This is a genomic window from Hymenobacter glacieicola, from assembly GCF_014640315.1.
GTDB lineage: Bacteria > Bacteroidota > Bacteroidia > Cytophagales > Hymenobacteraceae > Hymenobacter > Hymenobacter glacieicola.
Genome location: NZ_BMGS01000007.1, coordinates 1 through 25,805, shown reverse-complemented (window position 1 = coordinate 25,805; position 25,805 = coordinate 1). Strand labels below are relative to the sequence as shown.

The window sequence follows — 25,805 nt, the reverse complement described above, 5'->3', positions numbered from 1 at the left end:
TAGTTGAGTACGCGCGCGGCGTCGAGAAAAGTTTACGATTAGAAACCTACATTCAGGCCCACAATGAAGGCACGGGTGGTGGGGTAGTTGGTGCCCGCCAAGCCATCAAAAGAAACCCCGCCGTTAACAGAGGTATTGCCGCTGAATCGGGTCGAATAGGACAGGGCGTCCGGGTCAATGGCCTTGTTTTTCTTGTAGTACTCCACTGGCGACCAAATAAGCGGGTTCTGCACTTGCAGGTAGATGCGCGCGGTGCTCATTTTGGCTCTTTGGATGATGCTGGCCGGCAAAGTGTAGCCCAGATCAATGCTACGCACCTTGATGAAGGTGCCACTCATGTACGACAACGTTTGTGCGTTCAGCACGAAATCGTTGAAGTAGTTCTGGTTCGGCTGGGGGTAGCGGTTCTCCGGCGTAGCGGGCGTCCAGTACGGTAAGTTGAGCTGATTGCGGCGCCCACTAAAGGTTGTGATGTAGTTAGAGGGAAACAACAGCGGATCCACCACGGTAGCCCCCACGCGGGTTAGCCCCACAGCCGTCAGGTCGAAGCCCTTGAAACGGAAACGCTGGGTCATGCCGGCCTCAAATTTTGGCTGGCGCGTACCGATGATTTGCCGATCCGCCCCATCGACCACTCCGTTGCCGTTAAGGTCTTCTATTTTGACTTGTCCGACCCGAGTACCCGCTTTTGCCGCCGCGGCGGCTTCGTTCTGCTGATAAATGCCGGCGTACTTATAGTCGTAGAAAACGAAGAGAGGCTGGCCAATGAAGCGCTGGTTGCTGATGTCGCTGCGGGGGTTGCCGTTTTCGTCATCACCCAAGCCCAGATCAAGCACTTTCTCCCGGTTGATGGTGAAGTTCCAGTCAGTGCTCCACTCAAAGCCACTGGCAGAGCGTACGTTAACCGTCGTTAAGCTAATCTCCAGGCCACGGTTTTGGGTTTGGCCAATGTTGCGCGTAAAGGAGCCGTAGCCACTCGTAGTGGGCAGGGCATCGGGCAAGAGCAAGTCGCTGGTGCGCTGCTGATACACTTCTACGGCACCGGTAAGGCGGTTGTTGAACAAGCCAAAATCAAGGCCGAAGTTGGTGGTGGCCGTGTACTCCCAGCCCAGGTTGGGGTTCGGAATAGTGGCCGGAATGGCCCCCGCTACCCCGGTTCCCCCAAAGTTATAGTAGCCATTGCCTAAGCTAGACTGCAGGGAACCCAGGGTCTGGTAGGGGTTTACCGCCGTGCTGCCCGTACGGCCGTAGCTGGCGCGCAGCTTCAGGTTGTTTACCCACGCATTGTCTTGCAGAAACGACTCATTGGCAATGTTCCAGGCCACGGCAGCCGAGGGGAAAGGCTTGTACTTGTTGCCGGGCGCCAGGCGCGACGAGCCATCCACCCGCATGGTCAGGGTAGCGGAGTAACGGTTATCGAAGGCGTAGTTCAGGCGGCCCATGTAGGAGATAATATCCCACCGGCTCTGGTTGCTACGGGCAAACGAGGGCGTACCGGCCCCTAGGTTAAACGCCTGCTGGTAGTTGGTAGGCAGGTTCTGGGCGCCGGTTTCAAACCCGTCCGTGCGGAACTGCTGCCAGCTGTACAAGCCGGTGAAGTTCACGTCATGCTTCTCGGCAAAGGTGCGGTTATAAGTCAGCAGGTTTTCAACCAGCAGGTTAAAGGCAATGCTGTTGTTGCGGGTGGCTGCATTCTGGCCCCCGGCGCGGGCCGGCGTGTTCGACGCAAAAAACGACTCGTTGTTTTCCGTACGACCGTCGAGGCCCAGGTTCAGCCGGTAATCCAGCCCCTTCAGAATGTTTACCTGCCCGTAGAGGCTGTTGAAGGTGCGCAGACGCCGACGCTGCTCAAAGTGCGCATCCTCCGTGTAATAACTGAGCGGGTTAGCCTGGGCGTTGTCGGCGTTCGGGAAGAGGATAGGCAGGCCGTTGGCATCATAGGGCGAGGCCAGCGGGCTGCTCGTGAGAATGTTGTACGAGATATTCAGGCCCGGATCATTCTGGCTGGTAAAGGAGTTGAGCGTGTTCAACCCAACTTTTATCCGCTTGCCAATCTGCTGATCCAGCGTGCCCCGCAAGGAGTAGCGCTTGATGCCTTGCACGGGCACAATGCCCGTTTCATCGTAGTAGCCCAACGAGGCCGAATATTGGGTTTGTTCGCTGCCACCACTCACGCCCAGGGCGTGGTTTTGAATCCGACCGTTCTGGAACAGCAGGTCCTGGTAGTCGAAGCTTCTACCAGCGGCGTAGTTGGCCTTCTCGTCGTCGGTTAGGAAACCCGCGGCGCTGTTCGGATCCTGGCCCGCGGCGCGAAATGCTTCTGCCCGGTAGTTGTAGTATTCCTGGCCGTTCTGCAAATCATAGAGGCCGTACGGTTTTTTCACGCCATAATAGGCGCTGTAGGTTGCGCGCGGGGCGCCTGCCTTACCCCGCTTGGTCGTAATCAGGATGACGCCGTTGGCGCCGCGGGCCCCGTAGATAGCCGTCGAGGAGGCATCTTTCAGTACTTCCAGGGAAGTAATATCGTCGGGGTTAAGGTCATTCAGGTTCCCATCAAACGGCACCCCATCCACTACCAGCAGCGGGTCGTTGCTGCCCGCAAACGAGCGGTTGCCGCGGATACGGATAACCGGCGCCTGCCCAGGCGCGGTGCTGGTGCTGGAGATGTTCACGCCCGCAGCCCGACCTTGCAGGGCCTGGCCGATGTTGGCCACCGGCACGTCGCGCAGGGACTGCTCATCCACGGAAGAAATAGCGCCCGTTACCTGGCTTTTCTTCTGCACGCCGTAGCCCACCACCACTACCTCGCTCAGGGCTTTGGTGTCGGTACTCAGGGGCACGTTGAAGGTGGTATTCGTGCCAATGGGCCGCTCGACGGAGGTGTAGCCGATGGCTGAGAAAACCAACGCGGTTCCTCCGGCCGGGGCCTGCAGGGTAAAGGAGCCATCGGTGCCGGTAGAAGCCCCGGCGGAGGTGCCCTTCACCAACACCGTGACGCCCGGAATGCCTTCGCCGGTAGCCTGGTCAGTTACCTTACCCGAGATAGTGCGGGCGGCTTGCGCCTGCGCCTGCGCGGGGGCCAGGAGTGCGCCGGCCAGGGGCAAACCGGAAGCCAACAGCAGCGGCCAACCCAGCCCAAGTGCCGATTTTCGTATAGTTGAGTGCATGGAGTGTGGGAACTTTAAAGTGTGGGATATTACAGGTAACCCGGTCGGGGGCGGGCGCTAAAAGCCAATGGAATTGCCCCCATCCACGGGCAGCGAAGCCCCGGTGATGTAGCGGGCGGCCTCGGAGGCCAGGAACACGGCCGCGTGGCCGATATCAGAAGGCTGGCCGAACTTGCCCATGGGCGTGCGGCGCATGGCCCGGTCGCGGCGGTCGGGGTCGGAATTCATGGCCGTGCGGCTCATTTCGGTTTCGATGAAGCCCGGGGCAATGGCATTCACGCGCACGTTGTGCTTGGAAAACTCCGAGGCCAGCACCTTCACCATGCCCTCCACCGCCGACTTCGAGGCGGCGTAAGCCACTACCCGATCAATGCCGTAGTAAGCTGCCATCGAGGAAATCATCAGAATGACGCCGTTTTTGCGCTCCACCATGCGCTTAGCGCATACCCGCGTGAGGGCAAACACGGCGTTCAGGTTGGTGTGAATAATGCGGGTGAATTCCTCGTCGGTGACTTCCAGCGCGGGCTTTTTCATGTTGATGCCGGCGTTGTTGACCAGAATATCTAGGGGGCCGTGGGTGGCTTCAATCTGGGCTACCAAGTCTTCCAGGGTGTCCAGCTCGCAGACGTCGTTGGTGAGGTAGTGCACCGAGGAGCCCAGGTCGGCCACGGCCTCCTGGAGCACGGCCTCGCGGCGGCCCGTAATGATAACCGTAGCGCCGGCCGTAGCCATGCAGCGGGCCATTTCCAGCCCAATGCCGGTGCCGCCGCCCGTAATAAGGGCCAGCTTGCCCTCCAGGGAAAACGGATTGAGCTGCCCGTTGGGCTGGAGGTGCGGAGAAACGTAGGACTCGATGTGTGCCATGCCGAAAAAAATGAGGCTGTGCGAAGAAGAGTTAGCGCAGTTGATAGAGGTCGACCAGCTCCTTGACCTCGGCCAGGGGCCGGGTGGGTGGCGTGAGCGTGGGCGGAATGGGCCGCTTGGCGTAGGTCTGGAAGTAGAGCACGCAGGCGTCGCGCCACCACAGGGCCTCGCGGTGCTGAATGCGCAGGCGGGCCGCCACGTCGGCGTGCAGCTCGGGGTCCACGGCCGGCTTGGCCTGCTCCCACTGCCGCTGCATCCAGAGCACGGAGTCGGCGCCGGTGTAGTAGCGGGTGGTCAGCTCATCCCAGAGGGTGCGGCCGGTACTCAGCTGCTGCCCCCAGCCCACGTGGTGAAACCAGAGCAGGTAGTCGGGCGGGCAGGTGGCGGGGTTGCTCCACACCTGCCGGGCGCCGGGGGCGTAGAGGCTGAGGGCGTTGGAGCCGCGAGCGGTGCGGTCGAAGCCCAGGCCTTCGGCGTCGGCCTTGTGGTAGTACACGGAGGTCCAGTCGGGGCGGGCGCTTTTCTCCAGCCAGGGCTCGGGGCCGTAGTGAATGCTCTGGCCCATGATGTGGTGCAAGCCCAGGGGCGTGGTGTAGCGCACATAAATGTCGCGCGACTGATTGAGCACCGGTAGAAGGCTGGCCAGGGCCTGGGACTCGCGCGTGAGGGTCATTTTGGTCCATTCTTCGGCAATGGCCGCGGAGCTAAGCGTGTGGTCCCAGGCCAGGCGACCGTAGGCGTACCAGTTGGCCTGCCCCACCAGGTGGCCGGTCCAGTTCCGGTCGGAGCCGATGTTGGCTACCCCCGCAATACCGCTCACGCTGTGCTTTTCCAGGGTACCATCCACCACCTTGGCTACCGTCGAGCCGGGGCCCTGGGAGTGCGTATCGGCTTCGAGGCATTCCTTAATGAGGGGACCCAGGTACACCAGGTGGGTCGCGAAGCCCAGGTACTCCTGGGTTAGCTGCACCTCCAGCACCAGCGGGGTGCGCGGCATGGCCCCGAACAGCGGGTGAAACGGCTCCCGGGACTGGAAGTCAATCGGGCCGTTCTTCACCTGTACCAGCACCTTGGGCGAAAACTTGCCGTCGAGGGGCTGGAATTCTTCGAAGGCTTCCTTGAACCGGTCGCCCTTGGAGTTGGCTTTGTATACAAAGGCCCGCCACATCACTACCCCGTCGTGGGAGCCCAGGGCCGTAGCCAGCATGTTGGCGCCGTCGGCGTGGTTGCGGCCGTAGTCCTGGGGGCCGGGCTCGCCTTCGGAGTTGGCCTTCACCAGAAAGCCCCCAAAGTCGGGAATGGTCTTATAAATCTCGTCGGTTTTAACTTTCCACCACTGCGCCACCTTAGGGTCCAGCGGGTCGGAAGTGGGTAGCCCGCCAATGACTTTGGGCGCGGCCCAGAACACGGAGAGGTAGACCCGGATGCCGTAGGGCCGCATCACGCCAGCCAGGGCGGCTACTTTTTGCAGGTACTCTGCCGTGAGGTAGCGGGCACTGGCATTCACGTTGTTGAGCACTACCCCATTGATGCCAATGGAGGCATTGGCGCGGGCATAGTCCTGGTAGCGCGGGTCGAGGCGCTCGGGCAGTTCCAGCCACTTCCAGATGGAGGACCCCGCGTAGCCGCGCTCCACGGTGCCGTTGGGGTTGTCCCAGTGGTTAAGCAGGCGGTACTGAATGCGGGGCTGGCTGCTGAGGCTCAGCTTGTCGGGCAGCTGGCCGGTCTGCGCCTGCCGCAGCAGGGCAAAGCAGCCGTAGAGCACGGCCGCATCGGTGGGGCCAGTAATTTCCAGCCCATTTTTCTGGCTCGTGATGCGGTAGCCTTCCCGGCCCAGGGCCGGGTCGGGGGCCACGCGTAGCCGAATGCTTCCCTTGCCGCCCGGCACCGCCCCTACCGGCACCGGGCGTCCCAGCAAGCCTTGCAGCCCGAGTTGCAGCTCGTGGGCGGCGGTTTGCAGGGTGGGAGTTGCGTTGCCTTCCACCACAATACCCCGCGCCTGGGCCTGCCAGGCCTTGCGCAGGCCCGCCTCGGGCAGCTCATCGTACTTCAGCCACAGACGGTAGCCATCATCGGCGCGCCCCGGCAGAACAAGACCGAAGCAGAGCAGCGCGAAAAGCAGCGAAAAGCGAGGTAGCATAGGTGGGAATGGAAGGTCGGCGGGTGGAAACAGGGCTGGTTAAACGAAGCGGGGGGCGGGGGCTTCAACGACTTCCGCGGGGGTAGCCGCCTCCGTGGCTTCCAGGTTGCGGCGGATGCCGAGCTCCAGACCCCGTAGCTCGGCCAACCCCCGTAGCCGTCCGATGGCCGAGTAGCCGGGGTAGGTGCGCTTTTCCAGGTCGTCGAGCATTTGGTGGCCGTGGTCGGGGCGCATGGGCAGGGTAGGGTTGCCTTCGCCGGTGCGGGCCCGGCGCCGCTCCTCGCGCACCAGTTCCTGCACCACGGCGTACATGTCCACGTCGCCGGTGAGGTGGTCGGCCTCGTGGAAGTTGCGCGGGTTTTCCTCGCGCTTGGTGGCGCGCAGGTGCACAAAATGAATGCGGCTGCCGAGGCGCCGCACGATGCCGGGCAGATCATTATCGGGCCGCACGCCCAGGGAACCAGTACAGAAAGTCAGGCCATTGGCCGGCGAATCATACGCTTGCAGCAACCCCACCAGGTCGGCCTCGGTGCTCACTACCCGGGGCAGGCCCAGCAGCGGGAAGGGTGGGTCATCGGGGTGAATGCAGAGGTTGATGCCCACTTCCTCGGCCACCGGCCCCACCTCCCGCAGGAAGTAGTACAGGTTCTGGCGCAGGGCATCGGCATCAATGGCGGCGTACTCGTTGAGCAGCTCCTGAAAGCCCTCCAACGCAAAGGCCTCCTCCGAGCCGGGCAGCCCCAGTAGCACCACGTTGGTCAGGGTAGCAATTTCCTCGGGCGATAAAGTGGCGAACTTGGCGCGGGCCGCGGCGGCTACATCGGCTTCGTAATCGTTTTCGGCGCCAGTGCGGCGCAGAATGCAGAGGTCGAATAGGGCGAAATCTTCCCACACGAAACGCAGGGCGCGGGAGCCGTCGGGCATTTCGTAATTCAGGTTAGTGCGCGACCAGTCCAGCACCGGCATAAAGTTGTAGCACACGGTCTGAATGCCGCAGGCAGCTAGGTTGCGCAGGCTCTGCTGGTAGTTGCGGATGTACTCGGCGCGGGCCGGGCGGCCTTTCTTGATATCCTCGTGCACGGGCAGGCTTTCTACCACGGCCCAGTGCAGGGCTGAGTACCGGTCGTTGTCGGCTTCTACTAGCTGCTGGCGGGCCCGGATGTCGTCCTGGCTCCACACGGCGCCTACGGGCAGCTGATGCAGGGCCGTCACCACGCCAGTGCAGCCAGCCTGCCGAAGAGCGAAAAGAGAAACCGGGTCCTGGGGCCCGAACCAGCGCATGGTGTGCAGCATGGTAAAACGCAGCGTTACAGATTAAGAAAGTTCAATTTATCAGTTACCCTTTCCCATTCTTAGCCAGTAGCTAGGCTATGCGCTAAAGCAGGGGTTAGGGAGTACTTACTACCGAATATAAAGCAACAGTTGGGATAGGTAGCAATCTAAAAACTGCCTTAAACGACTGTATTTCAACAAAAAATACCGAAAACGTTTTCGAAAACGTTTTCGGTAGGTGAAAGTATTTCCCGGAAGAGTAAAAAAAATACGTAGCTTAATTCCGTTGGCCAAAAATCAGTTATGGGATTGGGTTTCTCACTAGGCCTGCTCATCTTTGGAATAATTCAATTCATTGCCATGATCAAATGCACGAAGTGCCACCTGGCCGATGCCGTGATGCGGGCGGGCTTTATTCGGGGGCGGCAGCGCTACCACTGCAAGGCCTGCAATTACCACTTCACAGACGATAAGGGCGCCGTCGTACCGGAGAAAAAGCGGCGGCAAACCACCATCAGCGACGTGGCCCGGGAGTTGGGCGTGGCACCCTCCACGGTGTCGCGGGCCCTTAACGGCCATTCTGATATCAACATCAATACCCGGCGGGCCATTATGGAGGTAGCCCGCCAGCTTGACTACCAACCTAACCTGCTGGCCCAGAGCCTGAAAAGCAGTGAAACCAAAACCATTGGCGTCGTTATTCCCGATATTGAGCGGCCATTTTTTGCTACGGCCGTAAGCGGGATTCAGCAGGTAGTAGCCGAGGCCGGCTACCGGGTGATGATCTGCCAGTCCAAGGAATCCTACGAAATGGAGGTCAGCAACGTGCAGGCCCTCATTGCCAGCCGCGTCGACGGTTTGCTGATCTGCCACTCCCGGGAAACCGAGAACTTCGACCACGTCAAGCAGCCCGCCACCCGGGGCATCCCCATCGTGCACTTCGACCGGGTGTGCAATGAGGTGGACACGGCCAAGGTGATTCTGGACGACTGGAACGGGGCTTTCCACGTAACGGAGCACCTGATTGAGCAGGGGGCGCGCCGCATTGCCATTCTGGCCGGGCCGGAGGGCCTGCTTATCAGCCGCAACCGCCTGGCGGGCTACCTCAGCGCCCTGCTCAAGCACGGCCTGCCGGCCCACGATGAGCTGCGCACCCACATCCACTTTCGGCCCGAGTCGGCGGTGGCCGCCCTGGATGCCTGGTTGGCCCTCCCCCAGCCCCCGGACGCCATTTTTGCCATCAACTACACCAATGCCTTCGACCTGCTGGTGGCCCTGAAAGCGCGCGGCATTCGGGTGCCCGAGGACATTGCCGTGGTCGGCTTCGGCGACGAGTTCATGGCTTCCATGATAGAGCCGGGCTTAACCACGGTAAACCTGCACCCCTACCGCATCGGGCAGCAGGCGGCCCGGCTGTTTCTGGAGCAGGTGCAGGAGAAGGAAGCTTTCCAGCCCCGCACCTTCGTCATTACCGGCGACCTGGTGATTCGCCAATCTTCCCTGAAAGCCAAGGGCGAAAAACGCAAGCCCGAGTTTTTTAAGCTGGATATCTAGCTCCGCGCTCCTACCCTTCGAAGGCCCGCCCGAACTCGCACAGAAAACCCCTGCCGCACCACCTGAAACAGGCGGCGGCAGGGGTTTATTACTGCTGCCCGAAGAGCAGGACGAGCCTACGGATTGATGGTTTCAATGCGGCCGTCGGGTTGGCGCTTGAGCTCCGTAACTTTCACGTTGCGCAGCCACGTTTTACCCGACAGCTCGGTGTCGTGGTAGAAAATGTACCACTTGCCGTTTACTTCCACAATGGAGTGGTGGGTAGTCCAGCCCTCCACGGGGTTCATAATGACGCCCTGGTAAGTGAACGGGCCGTAGGGCGAATCGCCGGTGGCGTACACCAGCAGGTGGGTGTCGCCGGTGGAATACGAGAAGTAATATTTGCCGTTGTACTTGTGCAGCCAGCCGCCCTCAAAAAAGCGGTGCTTGTTGTCGCCCGACAGGAAGGGCTTGCCATCGGCCCCCAGAATCTGGACCTCCTTCACGGGCTCCGCGAAGGTGAGCATGTTATCCGAGAGGCGCGCCATTTTGGGTCCCAGGGCCGCTTCCTGGGGGCCAGGCTCCTGCTCTTTGGGCTTGCTGGCATCGTACTTGCCGGTGCGCCAGCGCTGGAGCTGCCCGCCCCAGATGCCGCCCATGTACATGTAGGTCTTGCCATCGGTGTCCGTAAACACGGCCGGGTCGATGCTGAGGCTGCCCGGAATGGGTTGGGGCTGGGCCTTGAACGGACCGGTAGGCGACTTGCTGGTGGCCACGCCAATGCGGAACACGTCCTGCTTGTCCTTGACCGGAAAATAGAGGTAGTAGGTGCCGTTCTTAAAGGCCGCATCCGGAGCCCATAGCTGGCGGCCGGCCCAGGGTATATCCTTGGTATCCAGGGCCACGCCGTGGTCCGTGACCTTGCCGCCGATACTGTCCATCGACAGGATGTGGTAGTCGCGCATGGCGAAATGGTCGCCATTATCGTTTTCCGGCATCCCCGTCTCGATGTCGTGCGAGGGGTAGATGTAGATTTTGCCGTTGAAGACGTGGGCGGAAGGGTCGGCGGTATAGATGTCCTTGATGAGGGGCCGGGCCAGGTATTTCCGACTGCCGGAAGCAGCCGAATCAGGAGTGGTAGTGGTCGGTGCAGTGGCTGGCGTAGCGGTAGCCTGAGTTTCCGGGCGCTTCTGCTGGCAGGAACTCAGCAGGGCCGCGGGCAGCAATAGGGTCAGGGCCGGGATGGTAGTGGCAGCGAGAAGGTGGGGGTGGCGCTTAAACAGCACGGGCGGGAGGTTAGAAGGTGGACGAACTAGCCAGGAGCTGCGAAAGTGCCCCTGGAAAAACAGCAAGTCGGGAGAAGCGGGCGGCAGCCGGCAGCGCGGGAGCCGGCAAACCCAGGAACGGCAGGCCAGCCACCGGATCGGGGAGCTGCACGGTTTGCCCAAATATAGATTCCGTCGGGACTGGCTGACGCGCCTGGCCGCTACAATTGCCGAAAATAAACTCTGTAATCGATTGTGGTAGCAAGGGGATTTACTGCCCCCACATGAAACGTGCTATCTTCCTGTTTGTAAACGATCCTACCCTTTTATGCCCATCCGCGACATTCTGCAACTAGGCCACCCACTCCTGCGCGCCGTGGCGGAGCCCATAGCCGAGCCTACCGCGCCCGAAGTAGCCGACCTCATAACCGACCTGACCGACACGGTAGCCCACTGGCGCGACACAACTGGCTACGGCCGGGCTATTGCCGCCCCCCAGATTGGGGAGTTGCAACGCGTGATTCTGCTGCGCCTGCCGGGCCGCCCGGTCTGGCCGCTCATCAACCCCAACATCGTGGCCCACAGCCCCGAGAAGCTAGTGGTCTGGGATGCCTGCCTCTCCTTCCTGTCCATTTTCATGCAGGTAGAACGCTACGCCTGGATTCAGGTGCGCTACCAGGACCCGTAGGGCCAGTGGCACGAAGCCCACGCCGGCCCCGAGGACGATCTGGCCGAACTGCTCCAGCACGAAATCGACCACCTCGACGGTATCTTATCTATTGACCGCATGGTTGATGTGAAGTCGCTCTGCTCCCGCGAGGAGTTCGAGCGCCAGCACCGCGCCGGCAGCCCGTATGGCCGCAGTACTGAAATAGTGAGTAGTGAGTAAGTGAATGAAGCTAGCACCGGCACCCCAATAGCCCGTCATCCTGAGCGCCGCGAAGAACTTTATCACGCTGAAACGATAATCGTAACAACGACTCGTGCTGACGTAACAAGGTCCTTCGCGGCGCTCAGGATGACGGGCTATTGGGGTGCGGTGACATGCTATTACCGGCCCCTACCCCTACCTTGCAGCTTATGGCCAATACCTATCATCCCTTCCTCGTCTACGACCTGCAGGAGCACGCTACCCCGGAGCGCCAGTATCGCATTGTGGTGGATTTATCAGAAATGGACGACTACTACGCCGTGTTCGAGAAGCACGGATTCAGCGGCAGTGGGGCCTCCTGGGCCGAGCACATCGAAACCATCGTGGAAGAGCACAACCCGGAGCTACTGGAGCATATTGAAGTAGCCGGCGAAGGTGAAATCTTCCGGGCCTATGCCGACAGCAGGGCCGCCACCCAGCAGTTTCTGCACCTCGTCCACCCCATCTTCGCCGACCTGGGCAGCCTCAACAAATACCTCAGCCAAGCCGACCCTGGGGACTTTTTTGAGTAGAGCAGGTCAGTATTCGGCTAGTTATACAGGTCGTTATTCAGCTTGTTCTGTAGCTCCAACAGTTCCTGACGTCGTGCTCGGTAAATGGTGTTAGCTAGTTCATGCTCCATCCATGTCTGAGCTTCCTGCCGACGACCGTACACAAAGAGGGTTTCAATGGCGAGGGCTGAGCTGGGCTCTTTTTCCAAAATAAGTTGCTCCAGAATATCATCTATCCCGGTTACCCGGTCCATGTATGGCAGCACGTAGCTACTCATATCCTGCTCTACTGAGTGCAACACTTGGTCGAACTCCGACGGCTCTAACAACTCGTACCATTGGTTGTGAGAGCTTTTGAGCCGGCCTATTCGCTTACGAATCAAACAGCCCGGCTCTAGAAATCTTTCGTCGGACGTACGCCCCATCCAGAGCCGTTCTGCTTCCGGCAGGTACAGACCCGTATTAAGCGTAAAGCTGATGCTGTTTCGGTCACCGAAAACGCTTTTCTGGATGTTTAGAATCTTGCCCCAGCCAGCTGCGTCATAGTAGCGAAAGTTGTTTCCAGCTCTATGATAGCCACGCTGCTTGAATTCAGGCCAGATGACCTCGGATACCAGCTTGTCAAATTGTAATTGGCTTTCCGTTTTGGGCTTGCTCACAATTATAAGTAGATGTATAAAAAGCTGTTCACTTTACTTGCATTGGCAGCCTTAGCCTCCTGCCAGCCGCGCAAATACTGCCTTAAAGACTTAATAGATACTGAGGCCATCGACTCGGTTACAATCCATAATAACAGCGGAGACTACCAACTTAGTCCTACCGAGTTACGCGCGTTCCGAGGTACGCTTGGCAAGATGCGCTACCTTCCGGAAGCAGACCTGAAGATGGGCACTATAGGATTTAGCGTTTACTTAGATGGTAGGGGTTACTACGCAGCTACCCGGACTCATGGCCAGCATATTAAAATACACCGAGCTCTGGTTGACGATCAACACCGCTTTGTCTTCCCGGTTTTTAGCCCGATCAAAAGTGAAGAGTTACTCTTTGAACTTGACGGAGCGGTTAACATAGACAACTTTCGCAAGCAGCCCTAATTAGGTAGCATGGAGAGTAAAAAGGACTGTCATGCTGAGCGCAGCCGAAGCATCTCTACCGCTTCGTCCTCACATCAGAAGTTAGCCAGAGGTAGAGATGCTTCGGCTGCGCTCAGCATGACAGTTCTTACGTATCTGCCATCTGTAACTAGCATTTAAAATCCCGAGCAGCCGTCCTCGCTGCCAATGGGGGCGCCATCGGGCATGGGCAAGGCGGGGGCGGGCTGGAATTTCTCGGGGGTTGCTTCGAACTGCTGGATGGTGCGCAGGGCGGCAAACATGGTGGCTTTGCGGTTCTCGTCTTTGTTTGACTTTACTTCCTTTTGCAACCAGGTTTTCAGCTCGTCCACTTTCAGGGCGGTCAGGGCCTTTACGCCGGAGGGCGCTTGCGGAGTGGCGGCCAGGGCCAGCAGGCGGTGCAGGGTGAGCGTGTTCACCAGGCGCTGCAGTTCGCCGGGGTAGCCGGCTTCGGGCTTGGCCTGCCAGGTTTGCTTCACCAGTTTGTCAAGCACGGCGGCCAGGCCGGGCTGCTCGGGGTGGCGGGCGTGGTACTCTTCGAGGCGGGCGGCGCGCTGGGGGTTCAGCAGCAGCTCCAGGGTAGTAGCCGCCGCCGACTCGGCCGCGCCGGTGGGGTCGAAGGTCAGGCCGGTGCGGGCGCTGAAGGTTTCGCGGGTGCGCGGGTAGTTCACGGGCCGGGGCGGAATCTTGGTCAGCAGCTCCTCCGAGAGGGCCAGTTCGCGGGGCGAGATGGTGCGCAGCAGCGCGTCGAAGGCTTTCCACTGCTCGGCGGGCTCTACCAGGCGGGTTACGGTCTGGCCGTCGCCCTTCACGGCGTAGGTGTAGTAGAGGCCCCCGAGCACCTTGGCGGCGGCTTCAACCTGGTAGCGCTGCAGCAGGTACATGGGCACCAGCACTTCTTCCAGGGTCGCCATGGGCTGGCCGGGGGCAATGGCTTTTTCGGAGAAGCGGTCCAGCACGGCCCGGCGCACGTCCATGACGTGGTTCAGCGCGTCGGCGGCGCTGGTGCCGTCGTCCCAGAGGTGGGCCAGCGGGTGGGCCCCGCCCTGGGCCCGGGCGTCGGCGTCGGCCATGAACACGTAGCCATCTTGCAGCGTCTGGGTGATGATGCGGCGGAGGGCGGCGGCTTCGTCGGCCTGGGGGCCGAAATCCTGGTAGCCGTAAAGGATGGCGCGCTTGTCCCAGGCCCCGATTTCGGTGGTGTAGGCCTCACTCAAATCCACGGTGCCATCGGGGCGGAGTTTGAGGCGGGGCACGGGGTAGTCCATCACCGACGACCTCTCGCGGGTGCTGGCGGCGTAGTTGTGGTAGAGGCCCAGGGTGTGGCCTACCTCGTGGGCGGCCAGCTGGCGCAGGCGGGCCAGGCTCAGGCGCAGCATCTCGGGGCTGGTGGGCTGGCCGTCCTCGTAGGGTTGCAGCAGTCCCTCGGCAATCAGGTAGTCCTGCCGCTCGCGCAAGGAGCCCAGCGACACCTGCCCCTTGAGGATCTCGCCGGTGCGCGGGTCCACGATGGAAGAGCCGTACGACCAGCCGCGGGAGGAGCGGTGAATCCACTGAATCAGGTTATAGCGGATGTCCATGGGGTCCACGCCCTCGGGCAGCATCTTCACCTGAAAGGCGTTGCGGTAGCCGGCTGCCTCGAAGGCCTGGTTCCACCACGCGGCCCCTTCCAGCAGAGCCGAGCGCACGGGCTCGGGCGTACCCCGGTCGAGGTAGTACACGATGGGCTCCACCGGCTCACTCACGGCCGCGGTGGGGTCTTTCTTCTGGAGGCGGTGGCGCACAATCTGCCGTTTCTGGATGGGCTGGTCGATGGGCGCAGCGTAGTCCATGTACTCGTTGGCGAAGTAGCCAGCCCGCGGATCGAAGGCCCGGGGCTTGTACTTATCGTCGGGCAGCTGAATGAAGGAGTGGTGCAGATGCACCGTCACGGCGCTGGGGTCGGGCGTCACGGCGTTGATTTCGCGGCCTTTGCCCTTACCCGTGAGCGTCACCACGGCTTCAAACTCGGTGTTCTGCGGAAACGATTTGGTGTTGGGCAGAAATACCGCCGAGCGGCTTTCCTCGGCCTTGTAGGTGCCCTGCTTCAGGTCCTCGAGCTTGTCGGCGAGCTGGTGGGAATCGCGCAGCAGAAAGGGCGTCAAATCAATGAGCACCCGGTTACCTTCCTGGGCTTCGGCCTTGAAGCCCCAGAGCACCGACTGGGCAAAGGAGTTCTCGACCGACTGCCGCTCCTCGGCATTCGGGCTCACGGCCCGGAAATCGTAGTTCGGCTGCAGCAGCAGCACCTTCGGGCCGCTCTTCACAAACTTCACGATGCGCGTCTGCCCGATCTGGCCGCGGTCCAGGCCCAGGTCGTTGGAGCCCACCCCGTTGGGTAGCGTGCTGACGTAGAGGATTTCCTGGTCGAGTTTGTCGATTTCCAGCAGCACCCGGCCCGTTTTATCGTCCCAGTAAAACGGGAAAAAGCCTAGCGACTTTTGCATGCCTTTAGTTTTCTCGGCCAGACTTTGGGCCGACACCAGATGGGAGCTAACGAGCAGGGAGCCAACCAGGAGCGAGTAGAGTTTTTTCATGCAGCGGAGAGGTAAGGAAGCCGGCGGAAGGTAGCGAGGGATGCGCAGTATTCAGCAAAAGCAGCCGCCCGCAGTGCGCAGAACGCGTACTTTTCCGCTCAGCAGCTAGCCGCCCGGAGCTACCCCCGCTTTGCTATTTCAGTCGTCTTCGCTCCACCCGAACTGTCATGTCGAGCTTGCCGAGACATCTCGCGTGCTTGCGTGCTGACGTTGAACAGTCCTGCAGAGGCGTAGCCGAAGCATCTCGCGTGCTGACGTCCGAATTACTACCCCAACCTCAGCACGCGAGATTCCTCGCTCCGCTCGGAATGACAGTCGTTTATTCGGCATGACCGTCTTCATTCGACCTGACATCTTATGCACATGTTCTACCATAGCTGCAGTGTAAGCCCAGCCTGTATATTGGCAACCCAAGGCCTATTTTGCGTTGTACCTCTTATTGAATATGCCCGCCTGCAGCCTACCGCACTTTACGTTCAACCCCAACGCTTACACCCTGGGGCTTTTCGAGCAGAAGGACATTGTCTGCGAGTGCTGCCATCAGCCGCGCACGTACAGTTATGCCGGACCGATTTACTGCGAGGCCGAGGTGGACGCCCTGTGCCCGTGGTGCATTGCCGACGGCAGCGCGGCCGCGAAATGGGACGCGGAGTTTCAGGACTGGGCTTCCGTAGAAGGCAATTCGCCCGATCCGGCGGAAGCATCGGCTCCTACCAACGCTGCCTCCCTGGAGGAAGTAGTGTCCCGCTCGCCCGGCTACAACTCCTGGCAGCAGGAAGTCTGGCTGACGCATTGCCAGGATATGTGCGTGTTCCTGGGCTACGTGGGCGGCGAGGATATCCGCCCGCTGCTCCCGGAACTACGCCCCGATTTGCAGGACTGGCCCGATGAAGAGTTTTTACTCCGGAGCCTGTCGGCTGATGGCGGCCTGACGGGGTACTTGTTCCAGTGCCGCCACTGCGGGCAGCACCGGCTCCATATTGATTGTGATTAACGTAGTTTTCGGCTCCCCATTCCCTACCCTCTGCCGTGTCTTCAACCTCTGCTGCCCGCTGGAAACTGGTGCTGGGCTCCTCCGCCGACGCCGCCAATGAAATTGCCCTGTCGCCGGATTACGGCCGCATGGATGAAGTGCTGACCCAGCTCTACGACAATAACGGCGAGCGAAAAGCCGGCCTGGGCGGCTCGGCCCCCAAGGTCAGCCGCTGGCTCGGCGACATCCGCACCTACTTTCCCTCCTCGGTGGTAGCCGTGATGCAGCAAGATGCCATGGACCGGCTCGGCCTGCACCAGCTGCTACTGGAGCCCGAAGTGCTGCGCACCGTGCAGGCCGACGTGCACCTGGTGGGCACGCTCCTGTCGTTGAGCCGGGTGATGCCCCAGAAGGTGAAGCACACGGCCCGCGAGGTAGTGCTGCAGGTAGTGCGCGAACTGGAGCAGCAGCTGGCCAACCCCTTGCGCCAGGCCGTGCAGGGTGCCCTGAGCCGGGCCGTGCGCAACCCGCGCCCCCGCTACCACGAAATCAACTGGGGCGCTACCATCCGGGCCAACCTCAAGCATTACCAGCCCCAGTACAAAACGGTGGTGCCGGAAAAGCTCATCGGCTACGGGCGGCGCGGGCAGGCGCTCAAGGAAATTGTACTCTGCGTAGACCAGAGCGGGTCCATGGCTTCCTCGGTGGTGTACGCCGGGGTGTTCGGGGCCGTGCTGGCCTCCATCAAGGCTGTGAAAACCCACATGGTGGTGTTTGATACGGCCGTGGTCAACCTCTCGGAAGACCTGCAGGACCCGGTAGACCTGTTGTTTGGGGTGCAGCTCGGGGGCGGCACCGACATCAACTTGGCCCTCACTTACTGCCAGCAGCTCATCACCCGCCCCACCGATACCATCCTGGTGCTCATCAGCGACCTGTACGAGGGTGGTAATGAGCGGGAAATGATCAAGCGCGCCGCCGCCCTGAAAGCCGCCGGCGTAACCGTAGTGGCCCTACTGGCCCTCGCCGACGATGGCGCCCCTTCCTTTGATAGGCGCGTGGCGGAGCAGTTCGCCGCCCTGGGCGTCCCGAGCTTCGCCTGCACCCCGGCCCAGTTCCCGCAGCTCATGGCCGCCGCCATTCAGGGCCAGGAATTGAAAGCTGCACCGTTGTAGTTTACCTAAATCGAGTCTACCATACTTAACACAGGCGAAACTAGAGGACCGCGTTATGCTGAGTGAAGCGGTGCATAGTCGAAGCATCTCTACCTCTGACTGACTTCTGCTACTTGCTCAGGCGAAGCGGTAGAGATGCTTCGACAAGCTCAGCAGGACAAGTACTTTGGCAACGTCAGCACGCGAGAGTCTACCCTACCGTTCTGCATGACGGGTTTTGTGCGCTGTTCACTTCTCTGCTCTGGCATTCCAAGCCTTCGTCCCCCTGACCGGGAGCTGGCCGACCTGGAGCCTTATTTCAAACCAAGTTGGACCTTCGCAAACTACCGGTAACGTTTTCGGTAGAATTTCTCCACTACCGGTGTTAGCCTAACTTTATAAACTACTGGCTTATAGCTTATAGCAAGCCGGAACGCCAAGCCGGTGGTAACAGCGTCCAGCCTTTTTCGGCGTTTCTTTGTAGCTGTTTACGTATCGGTTTCCCGGTGCGTATTCGTCCGTATTGCTTTACTCCTGGCGCTACCCTACCCGGGGCGCCTTCTGCTTGCTTTTGGCGTTTATGATGAAAATAAAGAAGGCGGTGATTACCGCAGCGGCCCGCGGCGAGCGGCTCTATCCCGTAGCCGACACTATTCAGAAAGCCATGCTGCCGGTGGTGGACGTGGATGGTCTGCACAAGCCCGTTATCCAGATTATTGCCGAGGAGGCCCTGAGCAGCGGCATCGAGGAGCTGTGCGTGGTGTGCGCCCCCGGCGACGGGCCGCGCTACCTCGAAGCCTTCGGCTCCCTGCGCGACAACCTGCTCAAGTCCTACCAGGGTATCGACTGGGCCCGCGAGGAAGCCGAGAAAATCGACCACCTGCTCAGCCGCCTGCAGTTTGCCGAGCAGCACGAGGCCCGCGGCTACGGCCACGCCGTGTACTGCGCCCGCGAGTTTGTCGGCCAGGAGCCCTTCCTGCTCCTGCTCGGCGACTACCTCTACGTTTCCGACGTGCCCCGGCAGCGCTGCGCCGCCCAGCTGCTGGCCCTGGCCGCGCAGGAAGGCTGCTCCGTGTCGGCCGTGAACCCGACTATCGAGCACCAGGTAAGCCGCTACGGCACCATCACGGGCAAGCACCTGGCCGGGCAGGTTGGGGTGTACCAGATTGATAAAATCATCGAGAAGCCCTCGTTGAGCCTCGCCGAGTTGGAGCTGCAAACGCCCGGGCTGCGGGCCGGCTACTACCTCTGTTTCTTCGGCATGCACGTCCTCACGCCCGCCGTGTTCAGCATTCTGCAGCCCCAGATGGAGGCGGGCGGCCCAAACGTGCTACTCACCCCGGCTCTGCAGGAGCTGGCCACCACCGAAAAATACCTGGCCCTGGAAGTGAAAGGCAACCGCTACGACCTCAGCCGCAAGCAGGGCCTGCTCCGCGCCCAAATTGCCCTGGGCCTGGCCGGCGAAGCCCACGACGAAACCCTCACCACCCTGGTAGAGCTACTGGCCGAAGCCAACAGCCGCAAGGGGAAGTAGTTAACTACTACTCTAGCAACTAGTTCCCCTCCTCATCTGAGGAGGGGAACTAGCTGCTAGTTTTAGCTCTGGGCCACTCTTACTTGGTCTATACTTATCTAAATCTCGCATCTGCATGAATGCATTCATAGATACCATTACCTCCCCGGAACCGGCGGCGCGCAACCGCTCGTTTTACGAGCTGAGCCGCGGGCTGCCGGCCCGGGAGCTGCTGCGCTACCTGCGGGAGCTGGACGAGTTCCGGAAAGCTACCCCCAACCTCTACGACAAGGTGCGGGCCATCCTGTTCCTGTACGCCGGCTTCCGGTTTTTCCTGCAGGAATCGGCAGAAGTAGCGCCCGTGGGCAAGATTCCGTACGCGGGCTTCGAGGATTTGCTGGGCCGCCGCTTTGAGCATGCTATCAGCACCTTTCTGCGGGAGCTGGACGCGCACGGACCCAACGCTACCCTGTTCAGCGCCCTGGCCGAAAGCTACCACCACCTCTCCTTCCAGATCCTCGCCGACCAGGTGCGCAAAAGCGTGCGCTCCAGCAAGGGCAACCAGTGGATGTTCCGCGTCGGCCACCAGGAAGAGCACCCCATCCGCATTCATCCGCAGCTGCTGCAGCGCCCGGAAGGCACCTTGTTCTACCCCATTCTGCACGAGAGCACCTCCGTGCGCATGGACCTGACGCACAGCGGCTGGTCGGATATTTTCTTTCTGGGCATGGACTACCCCGAAGGTGCGCGGGTAGTGAACCTGTCCATCGACCTGGGCGTGTTCGGGCGCGACAAAGACATTCTGCCGCCCCTGCACGCCTACGTGCGTGTGATTCCGGACCCGGTGCTGCGCCTGACCAGCATCGACCTGAACACAACCAAGGACGTGCACGACCTGGCCGACCTGTTTAACTTCGGCAACGACTACCTAAGCCTGGTGAAGGCCGGCGTAATTGCCTCGGGCCTGATTCCGCCCTCCTTTGAAGGCACCAACCAGAGCCTACCCGATATTCTGGCCCGCATGGTGGCCCCGGGCATGGGCATCGAGCTGGTGACCAAGGTAAACGACATCCCGAAAGGCTCGCGCTTTGCCGTTTCTACCAACCTGCTGGGTTCCATTATCAGCCTGCTGATGCGCGCCACGGGCCAGACCCGGCAGCTCACTGGCGGCCTCGACGAGAGCGAGCGGCGGCTGGTGGCCTCGCGGGCTATTCTGGGCGAGTGGATTGGTGGCTCCGGCGGCGGCTGGCAGGATTCCGGCGGCGTGTGGCCGGGCATCAAGGCCATTCAGGGCACGTTTGCCCAGCCCGGCGACCCGGAGTACGACATTAGTCGTGGCACGCTGCTACCCCGCCACCGGGTGCTAGAGGGTGAGGAAGTGCACCCCGAAATCGGGGAGAAAATCATGAACTCCCTGGTGCTCATGCACGGCGGCATGGCCTCCAACGTGGGCCCCATTCTGGAAATGGTGACGGAGAAATACCTGCTCCGCGGCGAGCAGGAATGGGCCGCCCGCCAGCAAACCAACGAGGTATTTGACAACATTCTGGCCGCTATTCGGGAGGGGGATATTCAGAAGCTGGGCGCCAACACGGCCCGTAACTTCGAGGGGCCTATCAAAACCATTATTCCCTGGGCGTCTACGTACTTCACCGAGCAGCTCATTGCCAAGGCGAAAAAGGAGTTCGGGGCCGATTATTACGGCTTCCTGATGCTCGGCGGCATGTCGGGTGGCGGCATGGGCATGTTCGTGAACCCCGCGCACTACGAGGACTACAAGCTGCGGGTGCTGGAGCTGCTGCGCCAGACCAAGCAGGAGCTGTCGGCGGCCCTACCCTTTGCCATGGAGCCGGTGGTCTACAACTGGAGCATCAACCAGCGCGGCTCCTGGGGTAGCCTGCACCAAGGCCCGGAGGCCCTGATGCCGGAGCAGTACTACGCCATTCACGTCTCGCAACTCGTGAAGCAGGAACCGGAAACCATTTCCTACATCCGGCGGGCCGAAATCGACTTTTTCACGACCTACTGCGAGCAAAACAACCTGGCCTACCCCCTGCTGCGCACTATTGTCAGCAACCTGTTCAAGGTTTCGGACCCCACGGCCCAGGGCAACCGCAGCACGGAAAACGAGAAGGCCGAGCAGATCAAAAAGGAAAACGGCTTCGACTACATCCAGCACGAAGATATCCGGGAGGAACTGCAGAAGGGCCGCATCGGCCTCTCGCGCAACCGCCTCTCCGCCGAAACCACCATCGAGGACGTGCAGCCCCCGGACGTTGTGCAGTTTGAGGCCCTGGCCGACTACGCCGAAACCGGCGCTGCCGCCATCCGGGCGGGCAAGGTGGCCGTGCTCAGCCTGGCCGCGGGGGTAGGCAGCCGCTGGACCAAGGGCGCGGGCGTCATCAAGGCCCTGAACCCCTTCGTGGAAATGGCCGGCGTGCACCGTAGCTTCCTGGAGATTCACCTGGCCAAAACGCGCCGCGTGGCCGAGCAGTACGGGGCCGTCATTCCGCATCTGGTGGCCACCAGCTACCTCACCCACGAGCCTATTCGCCAGCAGCTGGCCGCCACCGGCAACTTCGGGTACTCGGGGCCGGTGTACCTCTCGGCGGGCCGCAGCATTGGGCAGCGGTTTGTGCCCACGGAGCGGGATTTACGCTTTATGTGGGAGGAAATGCCCCAGGAAACCCTCGACGAAAACAAGCAGAAGGTGCGCGACGCAGTGCGGGGTAGCATGATTGCCTGGGCCAAAGGCAAGGGCGAAGGCACCGACTACGTCGACAACATTGCCGCCCAACGCTTCTCGCCCCTGGGCCACTGGTACGAGGTGTCGAACCTGTTGCGCAACGGCACCCTGGCCCAGCTCCTGCGCGAGCAGCCCCAGGTGGAAACCATCATGCTCCACAACATCGACACACTGGGTGCCGACGTGCACGCGGCGGCCCTGGGCTACCACCTGGCCTCCCGCAACGTGCTGACCTTCGAGGTGATACCGCGCCGCATTGAGGACCGCGGGGGCGGACTGGCCCGCGTGAACGGCCAAGTGCGCCTGCTCGAAGGCCTGGCCCAACCCCACGAGGAAGACGAGCTAGGCCTGAGCTACTACAACACCATGACCACCTGGATTCAGGTGGATGCGCTGCTGGAGCTCTTCGGCCTCACCCGCCAGGATTTGCAGCAGGGCGACGAGGCCCAACTGGCCCGCGCCGTGCGCAGCGTGGCCCAGCGCATCCCTACCTACGTGACCATCAAGGACGTAAAATACCGCTGGGGCCACGGCCAGGAGGACATCTACCCCGTTGCACAGATTGAGAAGCTGTGGAGTGACATGTCGGCCCTGCCGGACGTGCCCTGCGGCTACCTGGTGGTGCCCCGCAGCCGCGGCCAGCAGATGAAGGACCCCGCCCAGCTCGATGCCTGGGTAACCGACGGCAGCAAGGACCACGTGGCTTCGCTGGCGCAGTTTACGTAAGTCAAGGAAAGCGTACGGCGTGTCAATGAAGCGGGCGCAGCAGGGAATTGCTTATATAAGCAGCTCCCTGCTGCGCCCGCTTCATTTTTCAGCTTCCTACCGGCCCGAGCACTGCTCCTTGCACTAACAAGCTGAGCCACAAGACACTTTTGCCCGAGCCCGCAGTTACTAGAATCTGGGGCGGGGCCTAACACCGGCGGCCTGCCCCGCGTATTTCCTGCGTCCACCACCAACCACCTTTCTCATGGCTACTTCCCCTTCTCCTGCCACTACCTTCCGCCTGGGCGGCGAGTTGACCATCAACCGCATGGGCTACGGCGCCATGCGCATCACCGGCGACGGCATCTGGGGACCACCCCAGGACCACGACGAGGCCATCCGGGTGCTGCAGCGGGCCGTGGAGCTGGGCATCACCTTCATTGACACCGCCGACAGCTACGGCCCCAACGTATCGGAGGAGCTGATTGCCGAGGCCTTGCACCCTTACAAGGCAGGGCTAATTATTGGCACCAAGGGCGGGCTGCTGCGCACCGGCCCCAACCAATGGCCCATTGACGCCAGCCCCAAGCACCTGCGCGAGGCCCTGGAAGGCAGTCTGCAGCGGCTAAAGCTCGACCAGATTGACCTCTACCAGCTGCACCGCGTTGACCCCGAAGTGCCGTTTGAGCAAACCCTGGAGTTTCTGCAACAGGTGCAGGAGGAAGGCCTGGTGAAACACATTGGCCTCTCGGAAGTAACCGTGGAGCAGATTCAGCAGGCCCAGCAATACGTGAAAGTAGTGTCGGTGCAGAACATGTACAGCGTGGACAACCGCAAGTGGGAGGCCGAGCTGAACTTCTGCGAGAAAAACGGCATGGCCTTTATTCCGTGGTATCCGCTGGCCGGCGGCAACGAGGAGGCCCTGAGCAAGCTCACCAAAATCGGGCAGAAGTATAACGCCAGCAAGCAACAGGTGGCCCTAAGCTGGCTGCTGCACCGCTCCCCCAACATCCTGCTGATTCCGGGCACCTCTAAGGTGAAGCACCTGGAAGAAAACGTGCAGGCCGCTTCCCTGGCCCTCACGCTGGAAGACATGGCCGAGCTGGAAAACCTCGGCGGCTCTTCGGACCCGGAATAAGCCGCCCACTGTAACCTCATGCCCGGTTCGTACGAAGCACTACCGTAGTTCTTCGCATGAACCGGGCTTTTTCGTGGCCGCCCGTGTTGTCAGTGGCTACGAAAATGCCTCTACCCTTTCTTTTTCCCTACCCCCTTCTCAGCTATGAACCACTTTCTTCTCACGAGCCTCGCGCTAAGCGCGAGCTTGCTGGCGCACGCGGCCACCGGACAAACGGCCGCCAAACCCGCCGCACCCAAGTACGTGCGCACGCCCACCGGCTTTCTGATGGTGCTGCGCCAGGGCGACAATGTACTGCAGGAATTAGAGCAGTTGACAAGCCGGGAAAAGATTCCGGGGGCCAGCCTGGCCGGCATCGGGTTCGGGCACCCTACGTTCGGCTTTTGGAATGCTCAAACCAAAACCTACGACCCCAAAGCCTTCCGCGACGTGGAAATGGCCAGCCTCACCGGCAGCATAGCCTGGAAGGAAGGCAAGCCAGCCCTGCACCTGCACGGCGTAGCCGCCGACAAAACGTTTGCCACCGTCGGGGGCCATATTCTGGCGCTGGAAGTGGGCACGGGCTCCATGGAAATTACCGTAACTGTGCACCAGCAGCGTCAGATCCGAGAAATAGATGAGCGCAACGGTGCCACGGTGATGAGCTGGTAAAGTCCCCGCACCCACTAATCGGTAGCGGCGGCGTGCGTACCTTGCGTAGTGGTTAGGCCGCCTTTATCTGGCCTGACTGCCGTGTTTAGATGAGTAAAACTATACAGATTGGCGGGTTGGCCGTGGAAGTAGTGCGCAAGGCCATCCGGACCATGCGCGTAACGGTGTATCCGCCGGAAGGCCGGGTGCGCGTGGCCGTGCCCTTGCGCCTACCCGAGGAAACCCTGCATCAGTTTGTCCTTTCCCGCCAAGACTGGATTAAGAAGCACCAGGCGCGGTTTGCCGCCCTACCCCCGCCCGCAGCCCTAACCTATTGCACCGGCGAAACGCACTTCTACCAGGGTCGCCCCTACGAGCTACGGGTGCATGCCACCACCAGCCGCCCCCGCGTGGTTCTCACCGAAGAGCATCTGGACCTGCACGTAGCGGAATCGGCTACTGCTGAGGAGCGCGCCGCCGTACTCAGCGCCTGGTACCGCGCCCGCCTGAAAGAGCAGATTCCGGCGTTGCTAGCTCACTGGGAGCCGATTGTGGGTGCGCGGGCTGAGGCCTGGGGCGTGAAGCAGATGCGCACCCGCTGGGGCACCTGCAACATTGGAGCCCGCCGCATCTGGCTGAGTCTGGAACTAGCCAAAAAGCCTCCGGGCTGCCTTGCCTACGTGGTGGTGCACGAGCTGGTACACCTGCACGAGCGCCTGCACAACGCCCGCTTCTGGGGCCTGATGGACCAGTTCATGCCCGACTGGCGCCAGCATAAAGCCGCCCTGCAAGCCAACCCCACCGGCCAGCAACCCACCGGCGACGACGCAGACTAAACTTAAGTGGGATAAGTAGCATTGAGGCAGGCCAGCCGAAGGAGTTGAGCGAGAAATAAACGAACGTCATGTCGAGCTGGTCGAGACATGACGTTCGTTTAATATTCACAACCAGGGCTTTATCACCTAGTTGCTCCAATCCCTACCCTTGCCGATTATCAAACCCGCCGCTCGCCACGGCGCTGTCGGCCGCCGGTGCGTACATACGCCCAGTGTGTACTCTATAACTGCAAGGGCATGGCCTCAACAACCGATTTGCAACGCTTTCTGGACGCCCAGCGCACGGACTACCCAGTGGCGTTGGCCGAAATAAAAAATGGCCGCAAGCGCAGCCACTGGATGTGGTACATCTTCCCCCAAATCCGAGGCCTGGGCTTCAGCGAAACCTCGAAGTTCTATGCTATCCGCGACCGTGCCGAAGCGGAGGCCTTTCTTCAACACCCCGTACTAGGGCCGCGCCTGCTGGAAATATCCCGGGTCCTGCTCGACCTCCCTGGCTCCAACGCCACCGCCATCTTCGGCAGCCCCGATGATGTGAAGCTGAAATCCTCCATGACGCTGTTTTCCTGCGTGCCCAACGCCGACCCCGTCTTTGAGCAAGTGCTGGACAAGTTTTTCCACGGCGACCCCGACGGCAAAACCCTACAGCAGCTTAGCCGCACTTGAGTTTGCCCGTCACTATATATTTAAAAATTTGGCAGTGGTAAAATAGCAGGTGAATGTTATCTTGATGGATGCTTCAGACGACTCTCACCTGCC

17 protein-coding genes and 1 pseudogene are annotated in these 25,805 nt (G+C 61.0%); 11 read left to right on the top strand and 7 right to left on the bottom strand.

Annotation, left to right across the window (positions count from 1 at the left end):
- Positions 1–38 precede the first annotated feature (38 nt).
- The 4 genes from IEW18_RS13580 to uxuA are packed head-to-tail and all read right to left on the bottom strand — an operon-like array spanning position 39 to position 7,464.
- On the bottom strand, positions 39–3,167 hold the full coding sequence (locus tag IEW18_RS13580; protein ID WP_188558407.1) for a SusC/RagA family TonB-linked outer membrane protein: 3,129 nt from the start codon (positions 3,165–3,167) through the stop codon (positions 39–41).
- Positions 3,168–3,224: 57 nt separating this feature from the next.
- A complete protein-coding gene (locus tag IEW18_RS13575; RefSeq protein WP_188558406.1) occupies positions 3,225–4,031 on the bottom strand; it encodes an SDR family NAD(P)-dependent oxidoreductase in 807 nt (268 codons plus the stop codon).
- Positions 4,032–4,062: 31 nt separating this feature from the next.
- Entirely contained in the window at positions 4,063–6,171 is a 2,109-nt protein-coding gene (locus tag IEW18_RS13570) for an alpha-glucuronidase family glycosyl hydrolase (RefSeq protein ID WP_188558405.1), read from the bottom strand.
- Positions 6,172–6,210: 39 nt separating this feature from the next.
- The gene (uxuA, locus tag IEW18_RS13565; protein ID WP_229728745.1) at positions 6,211–7,464 is read right to left on the bottom strand and encodes a mannonate dehydratase; all 1,254 of its coding nucleotides are present in this window, start codon (positions 7,462–7,464) and stop codon (positions 6,211–6,213) included.
- Positions 7,465–7,803: 339 nt separating this feature from the next.
- Here uxuA and IEW18_RS13560 point away from each other — a divergent pair, with 339 nt between their 5' ends.
- Positions 7,804–8,997 carry a substrate-binding domain-containing protein gene (locus tag IEW18_RS13560; RefSeq protein ID WP_188558404.1) on the top strand — a complete coding sequence of 398 codons (1,194 nt, stop codon included), beginning with the start codon at positions 7,804–7,806 and terminating at the stop codon, positions 8,995–8,997.
- Positions 8,998–9,113: 116 nt separating this feature from the next.
- On the opposite strand, the gene IEW18_RS13555 is transcribed toward IEW18_RS13560, so the two are convergent.
- On the bottom strand, positions 9,114–10,262 hold the full coding sequence (locus IEW18_RS13555) for a glycoside hydrolase family 43 protein (protein WP_229728744.1): 1,149 nt from the start codon (positions 10,260–10,262) through the stop codon (positions 9,114–9,116).
- 307 nt (positions 10,263–10,569) lie between these two features.
- Between IEW18_RS13555 and IEW18_RS13550 the strand changes: the two are divergent.
- Together IEW18_RS13550 and IEW18_RS13545 are read left to right on the top strand one after the other, a co-directional pair.
- Positions 10,570–11,130 (top strand): annotated as a pseudogene (locus tag IEW18_RS13550) (peptide deformylase).
- Positions 11,131–11,321: 191 nt separating this feature from the next.
- Positions 11,322–11,684 carry an Imm51 family immunity protein gene (locus IEW18_RS13545; RefSeq protein WP_188558403.1) on the top strand — a complete coding sequence of 121 codons (363 nt, stop codon included), beginning with the start codon at positions 11,322–11,324 and terminating at the stop codon, positions 11,682–11,684.
- A gap of 17 nt (positions 11,685–11,701) precedes the next feature.
- Here IEW18_RS13545 and IEW18_RS13540 read toward each other — a convergent pair whose 3' ends face one another.
- Together IEW18_RS13540 and IEW18_RS13535 are read right to left on the bottom strand one after the other, a co-directional pair.
- Entirely contained in the window at positions 11,702–12,322 is a 621-nt protein-coding gene (locus tag IEW18_RS13540; RefSeq protein WP_188558402.1) for a DUF4304 domain-containing protein, read from the bottom strand.
- Between the two features lie 590 nt (positions 12,323–12,912).
- Complete coding sequence (locus IEW18_RS13535; protein WP_188558401.1) at positions 12,913–15,351, bottom strand: zinc-dependent metalloprotease; 2,439 nt, start codon at positions 15,349–15,351, stop codon at positions 12,913–12,915.
- A 445-nt stretch (positions 15,352–15,796) separates the two neighbouring features.
- Here IEW18_RS13535 and IEW18_RS13530 point away from each other — a divergent pair, with 445 nt between their 5' ends.
- From IEW18_RS13530 to IEW18_RS13495, 8 genes are all read left to right on the top strand, one after another.
- Positions 15,797–16,345: a CbrC family protein gene (locus IEW18_RS13530; protein WP_188558400.1), complete on the top strand. Its 549-nt coding sequence runs from the start codon at positions 15,797–15,799 to the stop codon at positions 16,343–16,345.
- 35 nt (positions 16,346–16,380) lie between these two features.
- Positions 16,381–17,499: a VWA domain-containing protein gene (locus tag IEW18_RS13525; protein WP_229728743.1), complete on the top strand. Its 1,119-nt coding sequence runs from the start codon at positions 16,381–16,383 to the stop codon at positions 17,497–17,499.
- Between the two features lie 559 nt (positions 17,500–18,058).
- The gene (locus tag IEW18_RS13520; RefSeq protein ID WP_229728742.1) at positions 18,059–19,012 is read left to right on the top strand and encodes a UTP--glucose-1-phosphate uridylyltransferase; all 954 of its coding nucleotides are present in this window, start codon (positions 18,059–18,061) and stop codon (positions 19,010–19,012) included.
- 115 nt (positions 19,013–19,127) lie between these two features.
- Positions 19,128–22,463, top strand: a complete 3,336-nt coding sequence (locus IEW18_RS13515) for a UTP--glucose-1-phosphate uridylyltransferase (protein WP_188558399.1) — start codon at positions 19,128–19,130, stop codon at positions 22,461–22,463.
- Between the two features lie 244 nt (positions 22,464–22,707).
- On the top strand, positions 22,708–23,580 hold the full coding sequence (locus IEW18_RS13510; protein ID WP_188558398.1) for an aldo/keto reductase: 873 nt from the start codon (positions 22,708–22,710) through the stop codon (positions 23,578–23,580).
- A 144-nt stretch (positions 23,581–23,724) separates the two neighbouring features.
- The gene (locus tag IEW18_RS13505) at positions 23,725–24,231 is read left to right on the top strand and encodes a PPC domain-containing DNA-binding protein (RefSeq protein WP_188558397.1); all 507 of its coding nucleotides are present in this window, start codon (positions 23,725–23,727) and stop codon (positions 24,229–24,231) included.
- Between the two features lie 89 nt (positions 24,232–24,320).
- A complete protein-coding gene (locus IEW18_RS13500; RefSeq protein WP_188558396.1) occupies positions 24,321–25,046 on the top strand; it encodes a M48 family metallopeptidase in 726 nt (241 codons plus the stop codon).
- Between the two features lie 237 nt (positions 25,047–25,283).
- Entirely contained in the window at positions 25,284–25,712 is a 429-nt protein-coding gene (locus tag IEW18_RS13495; protein ID WP_188558395.1) for a DUF1810 domain-containing protein, read from the top strand.
- Positions 25,713–25,805: the final 93 nt, after the last annotated feature.